This window comes from Psychrobacter sp. Ps6, from assembly GCF_022129235.1.
Classification (GTDB): domain Bacteria; phylum Pseudomonadota; class Gammaproteobacteria; order Pseudomonadales; family Moraxellaceae; genus Psychrobacter.
Map to the genome: position 1 here is coordinate 171619 of NZ_JADQAI010000005.1, position 13535 is coordinate 185153.

Consider the following 13535-nt stretch of genomic DNA (forward strand, 5'->3'; position numbering starts at 1 on the left):
TAAAATACGGTTTACGATATGGACACTACGCATCCATAACCAACATGCCATCAGATTTGTTTTACAATAAATGGCTACCGTGCTTTGATCATCAATAACAATAAGAAACTGCTATGACTAATGACAATAAAAACCAAAATCACGAGCATCAAAAGGCTGTAGGTCTTTTTGCAGACAAAGCGTTGCCTAATGAAGTAAAAAATAACTCTGACACCTCGCATTCAACAACGTCAATAACGGCTGCGCAGTCTAAGGTAACTCATGACATGAAACCTACATCAACTGCGACAAAAAAGACTATTGCTAATGGTGAGGCGCTAAAACTGGCGGTTGTGGGGCATACCAATACGGGTAAAACCTCCATATTGCGCACGTTATTGCGTGATGTCTATTTTGGTGAGGTCAAAAATGAAGCGGCGACCACACGTCATGTCGAGCAAGCACAGCTGACAGACAGTCAAACTGGCGAGGTGTTAGTAGCATTATACGATACACCTGGCTTGGAGGATGCATCAGGGCTTATGGACTGGTTGGAGGACAATACTGCCAGTCGCCGTGATGGTATCGAGCGCTTACAGCAATTTTTGGCATCAGATATCGCTCAAGGTGCAGATAGCGGTGTTCTAGATAGTTATGATTATAGCCAAGAAGCAAAAGTGATTCGTCAATTGCTGGCAAGTGACATGGCCATCTATGTGGTAGACGCTCGTGAGCCAGTATTGGGTAAGTATAAAGACGAGCTGGCGATTTTATCGTGGGCTGCCATTCCGGTGATGCCTGTCTTTAACTTTACCGACAGTCAGAATGCCAATATTGATGACTGGCAAACCATGCTAGCAAGACGCAATCTACATATCTCCACACGCTTTGATTCCGTTGCTTTTGAATTTGAAGATGAGATGCATCTTTGGCAAAACCTAGCGACCATGCTCACTCATTCTGAGATGCTTGAGCAATTGATGCAGCGCCGGATTGAAGACTGGGCGCAGTTGTATGACGAGGCCAATGTTATTATTGCTGACTTTTTATTGAATGTCGCTTCTTTTGTACGCGAGATTAATGAAGATGACGACCCGATGCCTGTATTAGAACAAATGCAAGAAGCGGTTAGACAAAGTGAGCGTGCGATGCAGCACAATCTGCTTAATCTTTATAAGTTCTACGATAATGCCGTCGCGACCACCCCGCTTGAATTACAAGCCTATCAGCAAGATCCATTCGATCCTGAGCTACTCAAGAGCTATGGCATTCGCACTACTTCTGGCGCGGCAGCAGGTGCGCTGTTAGGACTAGGTATTGATGCCGCAGCGCTAGGTACGACATTGGGTTTGGGTGCAGCGATAGGTGGTATCGCAGGCGGGTTACTGTCTAACACCAGTAGTATTGCAGATAGGATCACTGGGGTAAAACGCTTGTATATCGATCCTGCGACGTTGACATTGTTAGCAACGCGAGCGCTCGACTTACTCACTGCCCTACGCCATCGCGGCCATGCTGCGACTGATGCCACTCAACTATTATACAAAGGCGAGAAAAACAGCTTTGATACATCGTCAAATGATGGTAATTACCACAATAATAGCAACAGCAATACTGATGAAGATAACAATTCAATCACCGTATGGCCTGTGAATAAATTACCCAGTGAGCTAAAAAAAGCCCGTGGCAAACCGCAATGGTCATCGCTTAGCAGTGGTAAGTCCGAACAGGCGCAGCTGCTGCGTGCAGATATGGCATGGTCGCTGTCGGGTAAGTTACAGTCCTACAAGCGTGAGTCTTAATTATTTACTGTCCTACTGTTTACTATACATTTATTCTAGTAGCGCGCTTAATGCCTCCGTGCCGCGCACGTCTGTTTGCTGCAGATAAATTGGATACAACGGATATTTAGAAAAATTCTTTTCGATATCCTGCATCAAGTGCTGCTGGCGCTCAGCACGGCGGAGCCAAAACTCATCTGACTGGGTGGGTGCTATCAACTGATTAATAACGATCGCTGCCGGCGTAAGCTTACTCTCTTCTAGCTGCTCGATAGCGCGTTTGGTCTCAGCCAACGGCAACACGTCAGCCGTCATAACCAACACAATTGCCGTTTGTGTACGATCATGTAGCAGTAGTCCTGCTTGGCGAAATAACTGCTTACGCTTCTCTAAGACCGATACCGCTTGCTCCCAGCGATCAGATTTTTTTGCGGCAAACGGATTAGCTACGTTGTTCTTTTGATAGTCATTCGTTTGACTGCTTTTTTGATTGTGACTGTCCAAATGTGTCGCTACTGAGCGCAGCTTAGCCTGCCGTCGCTGCTGAGCAAGTAATCCATCTGTCCACGCGCCCATCATCTCTGGTAATACTAGCAACCGCAAGGTATGCCCTGTCGGTGCCGTATCAAAGATAATATTCTCATAGCCTGCATCTGCCGCTTCGACTAAATGCTGACACATGGATTCGAGCATCGCCGCCTCTTGGGCGCCAGGTGCCGACTTTGAGAGTCGCAGATGCTCACGAATTTTGGGCATCATATCTGGATTGGCATAGGATTTAATCGTACGCTCAACTTGAGCAAAGTGCTCATCAACGATTACATCAGGGTTTAACTCAATAGCATCTAGATAAGGTGATATTGCTGTTTTTGCGTTATTAAGCTGTGTATTTAGTACATCGCCCAAGCTGTGTGCTGGATCCGTTGAGACAATCAGTGTCTTTTGCTGCTGGCTTGCGTAATAACTGGCAAGTGCGGCGGCAGTGGTGGTTTTCCCCACACCGCCCTTACCGCCAATAAATATAATCGGTTGTGCTTTTAGTTGTTCTACTAATGTATGTAGAGGATGTAATGCCATATTTTTATCTCATTTCTTATATTATTCTTATTTTTCTATCATCAGCAAACGATTAGCAGCAACCAACATGGTCAAATGGACATCTATCCATACCCATGCGCGTGTGCCATTCGTGAAAATTTTCTAAAAATAATGGTTGTAACTCTAAGGTATAAAAGCTGGCAGGGTTATCAATGCCTAAGCTCTCAGCAAACATCAGCAGCATAAAAAAATCTTCTTCATCACGAGCAGCGCGTGCCATCGTTTGGCGATAAGGTGCATGATAAAACTCATTCAACCCAGCCACAAACCGTTGCCACCATGGTTGAGTGCTCTCTGGTGATTGGACGTTTTTAGTTATTTCTCGCTCGTTTGACGCACCATTATTGTCCATAATTTACTCATCCTTCTTCCTGTTTTTCTTATCTATCATGCCTATATGATACAAAAAACGCCAGCAATTGCTGCTAGCGTTTTTGCGTTGATAAATATTTAGTATTGTTTAGCGTTTAAATGTTATCGCTTTTGCCTTTGTGTATCGACCATTCCTTACGCAGCACAGACAGACTCTCAAACGTCACTAAGATGGTTGCTATCAAGATAATGATATCCATAATGATAAGCAGCCAATTGCCATCAGTGAAGAAAGTTTTGAGCTGAATGAGTAGTGCAAATACCGTCATGACTAGCAAGAACGTCAATGGTGCTAAAGTGTACCAAACTGGTTTGCCTTTACGTAACAAGATAACCGTTACGATCATTAGTGTTAACGCCGCCATTAACTGGTTAGTTGTACCAAATAGTGGCCAGATAATCATACCACCAGCACCATCAATACCACCGGCACCAAACGCCAACAGCAAGCAGCTGCCGACAGCAAGTAATGTTGCAACCACGCTTTTATTGAGGACTGGCAGGTTATAAAACTCACCAAACTCTTGGAAAATATAGCGTTGCAGGCGTACACCAGTATCCATAGTCGTACCTGCAAATAATGCAGCCATGACCGTGAGCATCGTCTGTGATAGTACCATGTCGATACCAACACCTGCGTTTAATATGGTCGCACCACCATCAATGAAGGCACCGATAGAACCGTCGCCAAATTTTTGATAGACCGCTTGCCAATCACCAAGGGTAGCAAAACCTGCGGTTGCCGCCAGAATCGCGCCGAGTGCCAGCATACCTTCACCTAGCGCACCAAAATAACCAACGAAACGCGCGTCTTCTTCTTTATCAATCTGCTTAGACGTCGTCCCTGTCGCGACCAATCCGTGGAATCCTGATATCGCCCCACAAGCAATCGTCACAAACAACAGCGGCATCAGTGATGGCGTGCCAACTGGCAGTGCTGTGTTTATTGCTGGCGCGACAATATTTGGCGTGCCAATAAAGATAGCTGCGTACAATAAAATCAAACCGACAAATAACTGTAATCCATTAATATAATCGCGAGGTTGAAGCAGCATCCATACGGGCAACAACGAAGCAATCGCCGCATAGGCGAATAAAATAAGAATCCATACAGCGTTATCAGGTAAGCCCATCACGGTCTCAGGTAACACAATCGGGAACATAGGGCCAAGATAGATCAGCCCGTATAAAGCGCTTACCCCGAGAATAGATACCCAAACCAAATTCATCTTGTAGCGATAAATACACTGACCGATGATAAAGGCAACCACCAAGGCGCCCCAAACAGGCAATACAGCAGAGGGCGTTTTTATCATCATATTAGCAATAGCAACACCAAACACCGCGTTGACCATCAATAGTAATAAGAAAATCACAACCATCATCAAGCTGCGGACACGTGTGCCCATGACCGTACCCGCAATAGAGCCAATTGACTGCCCCCTATTGCGCATACTTGCCCAAATGGCCGACATATCATGTACACCAGCCATAAAAATCGTACCGAGAACCACCCAAATGATGGCAGGTACCCAGCCCCAAATAACCGCAATTGCGGGACCAATAATCGGTGCAGCGCCTGCCACCGAGGTAAAGTGGTGCCCCCATAGTACATATTTATTGGTAGGAACATAATCGACCCCATCTTTCATCGTATGCGCTGGCGTGGGACGACTGTTATCCAATGCTAAAATTTTGGTAGCAATGAATTTTGAGTAAAACACGTAGCCACAAAGCATAGCAGCAACGCCGAATATCAGTACAATAGCACTATTCATCTTATCTCTCCCTAGACAAGTAGTAGGTAGTCTTATAAGTTCAAGCTTTTTAAATCAAAATATAAAAAATATGCTAAATTAGTGTGCAGCGAGTCATTCATATAACCCGACCCGTCACCGAATAAATTGTAAAAATTATGTGTGATAAATATTAGCCAACAAATTTTTGCATTACACAATGATGGTGCGTCACTAAGTAGCATATGGCGTGGTGAATCTTTGTTTAAAATTCTGGTTAAATGGTAACCGATTTCACGACAAATGTAACGCAAGTAAGACATGAAAAACAACAAATAAAGGAAGCACAATGGCACATTATTTTGGATTCGTACCTTCAGATAAATTAAAAGTATTAATCAGCGAGGCCGAACAAGTCGTTGCTTCAAATGAGCAAGTAGATTATTACCCTTATCGAGACGCGCTCACTCACCAGACAGCTCGTGATCTAACGGACAATTTATTGGTTGGTTTGGTAGAGATTATTCCAAACCCTGAACGCCAAGCCGCGATGCGTAAAATCGTCACTATGATAGAGCGCTCAACCGATACCCTACTTAATATTTTACTTGGTAAAGAAAGTAACGAAGAAGTGCTTCCAAGCTTTCACTTTCTAAAAGACCAGGCAACTTTTATTGATAATGAAGGCGTAAAACGTATTGGCTTTAAATTGTCAGAAACAGATGCTAGAACTATCGTCGAAGGCTTTGCTGCTATCACACCAGAGCACGTAGATAGAGCTAAGTTTAAAACAGCACTAGAAACCATGAATGAAGCGACATTGACCCACTTCGTCAGCCGCTACGCTGAAACGTTAAAATTAGGTATGATCAAACGTAAGTCAGTGCCAGTTGCCAAATCTGCGATTGATAAAGGGATGAATATGGCGCTTAACAAGCTACTACCTGATCTACCAAACGACTCGCTCAATCGTTTGGCGAATTATTACCGTCCATTTATCATTGAAAAACCAGAGTAATTGCTAAATTTTGACCAGATGGTCATATAACATTGGGAAAATTTACCAAAACTTGTTAAAATACTTGGCATTTTTCACCAAAGGTGCGCCCGATGACCCAAATCAGCAATCAAGAAATCGAAAGAACATTACGTAACTCAGAGTGCCTGATCAGCAGTATAGAAGTAGCAGCTGCTTATGAGCGTTTGGCTGCTCAGCTTAACCTACATTACGCTGGTCTGAACCCAATTGTGATGGTTGTTATGAACGGTGGATTAATTCCAGCTGGTCAACTATTGACGCATCTTACTTTCTACCATCGTATGCATTATATCCATGCGACACGCTATCGTGATAACGAAGGTACTAGCGATCTTGATTGGAAATTCAAGCCTGATGTGAGTATCGAAGGCGAGCACGTCTTGTTGATTGATGATATTTTTGACGAAGGCATCACTTTAAAGGCTGTTGTCGAAGAGCTAAATAAAGAAAAACCATTATCTCTCGAATCTTGTGTGCTGCTAAACAAGCAGCATGACCGCAAAGTTGCCGATTTTGATGTTGATTTCGTCGGTATTAATGTCGCAGATCGTTATGTCTACGGCTGTGGTATGGATTTCCATGGTTACTTGCGTCACCTGCCAGGTATCTATGCTATCAAAGAAGATAAGGTTTAAGTCTTACCTCTAAGTGACTAACAGTATTTAAGGTCAAGAAAAGCATCCAAATCGGATGCTTTTTTTATGCTCAGAATGATAATCATAAGTACTCAAACTGTAGGGACAGACCGGTATGTCTTTCAGTCGGTGTTTGAAGTGCCTTTTCAAAAGCGTGTTTTGTACTGTATATCGTTACCTGTTTTTTGGCGCGAGTCACCGCTGTGTAAATAAGCTCCTTGCTTAATAACCTTGTATGACTATCATCAAACGTAATAGCGACATGATCAAATTCAGACCCCTGCGATTTATGAATCGTCATAGCGTATGCAGTAGCGACTACTTCCTCGTTGAGTAGATTGACCGCAATTCCTTGTGTCTTATTTTCAAAAAACACTTCCAATCGACTTCTGTCATCTGATGTCTGTAAGCAAAAACCAATATCGCCGTTAAATAATCCTAATTCATAGTTGTTCTGCAAAATCATAATAGGGCGACCATGGAACCATGTGTTTTGACCCAGTGGGAGCTTTAGTTCAGTGAGATGCCATTGGGTGATATAATTGTTAATGTAATGATCGCCCCACTCTCCATTATGGCCAGCAGTTAATATTCTGAATTCACTAAATATTTCCATCAATGATGCAATAGTGCTTTTTATTGATTCTGGCACAGATTTTTCTATTGGATTTTCCAGTAAATTTTCAATTTTGCCTATATATGATTGGTAATTTTGGGATACTTTTGAAATATCTTTTTCTTTGCTTAGGCTATTTTTTTTCTGATTGTTTGATATAAATTCTGCTTGCAACGTATTAACGTATTGAAAACTCAAGGCATCGTCTTGCCTTAATAACTGCCAAATAGCTTGAAGGTTTGTCTCTGCTCTATTGATTTGAGTAGCCAGTTTACCAATACCTGAATCCGCACCAAATCGGCGACTTTCAGTCAGCTCTGCATGAATGAGTTGTAGAGATGATATACGGCATAAATCCGCCAATACTGCGCCTGCATCGACTGCTGCCAACTGATTAGCGTCTCCTAACAATATAAGTCTTGCCCCTGGTTTTACTGCACTCACCAAGTAATTGGCTAATTCAACTCCTAGCATCGACGCTTCATCAACAATGATAATATCTTCGCCAAGTGGATTATCGGTATTGTAACGAGGTCTGCCCGTCCGCCCAATACCTAGCAAACGGTGGATGGTTTTGGCTTCTTGCAGCTGTAAATCTATGTCAGCTGCATCCAAAGCCCCTTGCAAAGACTCTTGCATACGCTGTGCAGCCTTACCAGTCGGCGCTGCTAGTGCTAGACTCGCACTATCCGTACTAAATCTAATATTTTCAGAACCCTCCCCTCTACTCTCTGTCGCTTGTTGCAGTGCCATAACTAACTGAGCAACGGTGTATGTTTTACCTGTCCCTGGACCACCGGTAATGATACTAAACGCGTTGTTATTAGCGACATTAATCGCCTTTATTTGATTTTCGTGAAGACTTTCAGGTATGGCTATTGGCAAAGGGCTTACTTTTTGATTCAAGATATTGCTGATGTTTTTTGCTAAATTAAATTCGGCTTGCCATGCACGATGCAGCCAAAAAGTAATGGAGTTATTTGAACTTTGATTATTAGTTATCTCGTAAATAATAGGTTGGTTATCATTGCCTAGGCTATTTTCTTCATTATTACTGTTGGTACTAGCCTTAACCTCAGCAAACAAATCATGCTTATTAACTAGATTCATAAAAAAAGTAAAATCGGTATTTTTCAGTAGCTGAAATACCTTGGCAATCGTATCAAAACGCTTGGTTAGCATGTCCTTTTCATGATTACTTAGCGCCAACTGTATCCATAGCTGATCCCGCTTATCAAATAATGTGCTTAGCAATGCAAATATCGACGTTTCGGCGGTAGCTTGATTCTCCGGTTGAGTATTCAATTTAGTATCTATGAGCGCAAAGATTGGCGTTGCTAGCATCTCTAATAACTGTTGCTGCCACGCGTAGAATGTAACCGACTCATTATTGATTTCACCTTGCAATACCTCTTCTTGCTTGGAGGCCTCAATGGTCAGTACGGTATGGCCCTCTTCTAAATGAGTCGCTAACATCATGAACAATGCGTTAAATAAATAATTGTCTTTTGTCTTGTCTACCTGTTTGCTCTCATTACTCGCCTTTGAATCCGTCGCGTCGTACGCTATACGCGTTTGCTCACGGCGTAGCAAGATATAATCACTGATATTACTGGCCCAGCTTTCTTGTAATCCAATTACTGCACTGCTTTTATTATTATTGCTCATGATATATTTGTCTCTATTTTGACCTGTTTGATCTTTTTAGAATTTTTGATTAATGATAGTCGTTATGTATGATCTACTAATCAGGTACACCAAACAGCCCATCTAAACCTTTGATAAAATCGATTGGAATATCCCAAGTCACGAGTCCATAACGGTCGTTGTGTGGTGATGCGCTAGTTTTATTAACATCTTGCGATACGGTAGCAGCTGCTTGAGAGTTGGGGTCATATACCCCTCTTAGAAAGACATATTCTACCGCCCCTAAATACTTAGCTTCATTGCCGACATAATCAGCGATTCTCATTGAAAGGAATCGATGTAACGCTACTTGGTAAATTGCTGCCTGTAGCCAATATCCTGCTTTGGACATGGTTTTCTTAAGTGTATTTTCATTATAATCGCTTAGGCTATTTCCTAAAAAATTACTCTTATAATCGACCACATAGTACTTACCAGCATGTTCATAAACCAAGTCGATTTCACCACGTAAGTAACGATACAAGTGCGTTCTATTTTGCGGTACAAGATTGACATGTTTGTCTGTCTCATCAGGCAGATACTGTTGAAACAGTTTACTGATATCTTCTGCTTTAAAGCGCTCTGACAATCCCATATTGAACTCTAATTCGGCAAATCGCTGTCCTGCATCCAGAGCACATAAGGGTTGATTGGAGGCCAATAGCGGGGTACTCAGCACTTCTTCAATCCAAGCAATCAATGCCTCATGCTTTGTCGTGTCTATTGACTCAGAGTCAAATGAGTCGACCTTTCCTTCCCTCTTTACCTGTGACCTACGGCTTTGATGTTCAGCACTGCTATACACCAGCGGCAACTGATAACTACTCACTGCTCTATCGATCACCCCAGACCACTGCGATTTATTAGTGAAATCAATTTTTTCGAATATCTCATGCAAAAATGTACCTGCATTAGCACCTTTTATAAAGGTAAAGCGAATATCCTCTTCTGATTTCAGACTTATCTCATCGACTTTTTCGAGAGACGTATCACTATCAAGGCTGCTATTAGGGTAAGGCTCTAACGACACTGCAGCGTCTGCCATATCAATGTCTATCGCATCATCAATACGCTCGTCCACGACAGCCATTGCTTGCGTTGATTCGTCTAGCTGACGCGCCAGAGCCGTAAAGCTGGTCTTAGCCCAACCATAAAAATAACTCGTTTTCATGACCTCAGCAAAAGGAACATACTCAATAGATTGTGTCGTGGGTTCGATGGTAAGCTTGGTGTCTTTGGTATCTGTCGACGTTACGGTTTTAGCATAATGACTATTATAGAATTCATTAATATTATGCCCTCTAAGCATGCCTATCGTGCCTTTTAGCCTATCAGGTAATTCAAATTTTGCGTCTAGAGAGTCAAACCAATAAAATACTGGTTTGCGCTTCATATCTCTTGTGTCATTAGGGTCTCGCAACACCACATAAAGTTGCTCGCTAGCCCGCGTAAATACCACATACCCAAGACGGCGCAGCTCATCAAAGCCTTCTTTCGTTTCGATATCGGTATAATAGTCCTCTACAGTAGCAGAGCCCTGCAATGGTGAGAAACGACGCTGATTACCTATTGACTGACCCTCTGCTGATTGCTGTACTAACGCTGAAGGCGCTTGCTGAGCGTTATACAGATACAGTCCATAGTCTTCTTTGTTGCCTGACTTCCTACTGGCATCTCCCATACCCAGTACATAGACGATGGGAAACTCAAGTCCTTTTGACTTATGAATAGTCATGAGCTGCACGCCAGACTCTGTGGGTAGCGGATACTGCTTGGCCCAATCGCTGTTGGGTGCAGCCTCTATGTGCTGTCTAAACCAAGCTAACAGCTCATGCTCACCCATACCTAGTCCATACTGCGCCAATATGTCCATCACATGGCGCAAATCCATGATATGTCGATCACCTTCTGGATGAGCGGCTAGTGCTTGCCAAACGCCTTGTGACTGTATGGGGCTTTTATCTAGTAAGTAATGTAGCGCCGATAAAATCCCAAAATGCTGCCAACGCTGTGCGCCTTCTTTTAGATAAGTAATAAAATCCTGATAGCTCTTTTGATGTTCCCCATTTTGAACATCGCTACTATTTGGATTGATAGTATTAAGTCTGTCGTCACTATCAACCACACCTGACTCATGATCCGTCATCATGGCTTTGATATCTTTAATACTCAGCCCATATAGATGACTGGTTAATACCCGATTAATCATATCATGACGATACGGGTATAACATGGCACTGAGTAGCGCTGCCACATCCTCTGCCATAATCGTTTCAAAGATGCTGACGTCGCTGGTGGTCAAGGTGGGCACGCCCAGTTTGACTAACTCGTCTTCAACCTGCTTTAAATCTTTTTTGGTACGTGCCAACACCCCAATATCACTGGGCTGAATCGGCTGGTCGTTTAATGTCTGACCACTACTGAGCAAAATAGCAATGTGACGAGCGGTGATTTCATACTCATCATAATCAAGCTCTGCCTCTTTACCATTAGGCAGGTGCAATACACTCACTGGCTGAGCAGAGAGCACGTCAGTCACCAAGCTACTATCTTTTGCGCCTGAGTCTTTGAACCAAGACAATTTACTATTCTCTTTTGCGGCTTTGCTATGCTGATAATAAATACCACTGCCCAGCTGCGCCAGCTTGTTTTCAGCAGTCGTTGCTGTAGGTATACCGAACCAGCAATTGAGTGCATTAATCAAACTGAGGGTGGAGCGCCGGTTGGTGTTGAGCGTCCAAATGGTACTTCTGTCAAACTGCGCTTTCATATAATTATAGTTGGTCACGTCACCGCCACGAAACCCATAAATCGCCTGCTTTGGGTCACCAACCAGTAGCAAAAACTCATGATTGGATTTATTTGTGGTAGATTGCTTGTCATTATCCGACTGTTTGCGTTTGCTCTTTGGAAAATAGATACTTTCAATCATAATGGCCTGCTCGCCATTAATATCTTGCGACTCATCAATTAATGCAATTGGGTAATGGTGACGTATATAACGCGCCAGCTTATCCCCCTGCCGACCCGTTAGTGCTTGGTTTAAGCGTACCATCTGCAGACTAAAGGTGGTCTCCCCTCGCTCCTCTAAGATAACGGGCAGTCTGTCACGTACGGCAAGCACGATATGACGATTAAGGTTGGCTAGAACTAATAGGATATGCTGATTTAATTGGTCAGTCATATCTAAGAGCGCCATTAATTTACTAATGGTCTCTAAATCAAAAAGGGTCTGGTGCTCTTTTTCTCTATCTTTATTGAAGTTTTTAATTTTGCCGTCTTCATTTGGATATCTGGCATCCTGCAAAGCGGTCAGAATCTTATTGTCACGCTCATTCAAGTGGCTGTTAAATGCTAGCTGATATTGCGCTACCTTTTGATGTACATCGACCAAAGCATCAAAATGGTTGGTTAAATTTGAATTCCCACGAAATCCTTGAGATTTTCTGTAATCGGGATTTAGATAGGGCTGAATATCTGCCAAATCTAACTGGGCAAACTCATGAATCAGCTTTTCATACGCATCAAAATCAAAACCTTGCTCTAGTGTTATCTCATCAATCGGCGCAGAAATAAAATTAAGCGAGCGCGAAACTAATTTTTTATGATCACCTACTGCTGTCAGCTTACCTTGCTGATCCATAAGCGCATATAATTTAGGTTGCTCATGATATAAACGGCTTTGAAACTGACGCAGCTCATCATGAATAATACTATCCGTAACCTGCTCGATACTACTGTCTTCGATAATCGCCATGCCTTGCTGATGACCGGTTTCACTACTGTATTCCTTCAGCCACTTTTGCGCCAAGCTATCGAGCGTACCCACAAAGAGTTTGTCCAATGTGGTCAATACCAGTGCGGTGCGCCGGATCGCCTCTGCCATAGGATAGCTATACACATGATCAAGCAAATAACCGACCAGATGCAGGTTCACGGGATCTTGCATGATGCCATCTAGGCGTACATGTTCGGCTTGCTCTATCAACCACTTTTCACGCTCTTTTTTGACTTGTGCGCGCTTTTCTCTAGCCATCTGCTTATCATGGCTAGTATCTTGATTAAACTCATCAAACTCTGTTTTGGCATTTGATTCGACGCTTGAATCATTGCTTTCCGACTTACCCTTGTTGTTATTGTTATCGTTACTGTCAGGCAGTACCTGCAATAGGTTGAGATATAAGTTATCTTTGTTCTTGGTATCTGCACTCAGGTTATTAACCCATTGCAATAGCTGATAAAACTCTACCAGACGGTCGTGGATGCGCTGACGCATTTCGGCGGCGGCGGCTCGAGTGAAGGTGGTGGCAATGATTTGCTCTGGCACACGCCGTGCCTCAATCAGTAGACGCAGCACAATGCCAGTCAGCGTCCAAGTCTTACCTGTACCCGCTGAGGCTTCGATAAGGTGCCGACCCGTTAAAGCAACAGCAACCGCTGGCGGCACTTCTTCTTTTGTCTTGGGCTCAACTGTAGCATCTGAATGCTCATCAAATAAATTTGGTTGTGTAGAGATATCAACGGTATTGGTTATGTCGGTAAAATCTGTCATATGGACGTATACTTTTAATTATTATCTATTAGATCAAAAGG

The 13535-nt window shown here is 43.0% G+C and carries 8 protein-coding genes; 3 read left to right on the top strand and 5 right to left on the bottom strand.

Annotated elements, in window-relative coordinates; all coding sequences use genetic code 11:
* Positions 1–113 precede the first annotated feature (113 nt).
* Positions 114–1781, top strand: a complete 1668-nt coding sequence (locus tag I3255_RS07845) for a DUF3482 domain-containing protein (RefSeq protein ID WP_238038324.1) — start codon at positions 114–116, stop codon at positions 1779–1781.
* A gap of 30 nt (positions 1782–1811) precedes the next feature.
* On the opposite strand, the gene I3255_RS07850 is transcribed toward I3255_RS07845, so the two are convergent.
* From I3255_RS07850 to I3255_RS07860, 3 genes are all read right to left on the bottom strand, one after another.
* Positions 1812–2837, bottom strand: coding sequence for an ArsA family ATPase (locus I3255_RS07850; protein WP_238038325.1), 1026 nt, complete (start codon positions 2835–2837; stop codon positions 1812–1814).
* A gap of 52 nt (positions 2838–2889) precedes the next feature.
* The gene (locus tag I3255_RS07855; protein ID WP_238038326.1) at positions 2890–3210 is read right to left on the bottom strand and encodes a cory-CC-star protein; all 321 of its coding nucleotides are present in this window, start codon (positions 3208–3210) and stop codon (positions 2890–2892) included.
* 115 nt (positions 3211–3325) lie between these two features.
* On the bottom strand, positions 3326–5008 hold the full coding sequence (locus tag I3255_RS07860) for a carbon starvation protein A (protein ID WP_238038327.1): 1683 nt from the start codon (positions 5006–5008) through the stop codon (positions 3326–3328).
* A gap of 307 nt (positions 5009–5315) precedes the next feature.
* Between I3255_RS07860 and I3255_RS07865 the strand changes: the two genes are divergently transcribed.
* Positions 5316–5984: a hypothetical protein gene (locus tag I3255_RS07865; RefSeq protein WP_238038328.1), complete on the top strand. Its 669-nt coding sequence runs from the start codon at positions 5316–5318 to the stop codon at positions 5982–5984.
* Between the two features lie 92 nt (positions 5985–6076).
* The gene (locus I3255_RS07870) at positions 6077–6640 is read left to right on the top strand and encodes a hypoxanthine-guanine phosphoribosyltransferase (protein WP_238038329.1); all 564 of its coding nucleotides are present in this window, start codon (positions 6077–6079) and stop codon (positions 6638–6640) included.
* Positions 6641–6722: 82 nt separating this feature from the next.
* Here I3255_RS07870 and recD read toward each other — a convergent pair whose 3' ends face one another.
* Both recD and I3255_RS07880 read right to left on the bottom strand, forming a co-directional pair.
* Complete coding sequence (gene recD / locus I3255_RS07875; RefSeq protein ID WP_238038423.1) at positions 6723–8927, bottom strand: exodeoxyribonuclease V subunit alpha; 2205 nt, start codon at positions 8925–8927, stop codon at positions 6723–6725.
* A gap of 73 nt (positions 8928–9000) precedes the next feature.
* Positions 9001–13494, bottom strand: a complete 4494-nt coding sequence (locus I3255_RS07880; protein ID WP_238038330.1) for a UvrD-helicase domain-containing protein — start codon at positions 13492–13494, stop codon at positions 9001–9003.
* Positions 13495–13535 lie beyond the last annotated feature (41 nt).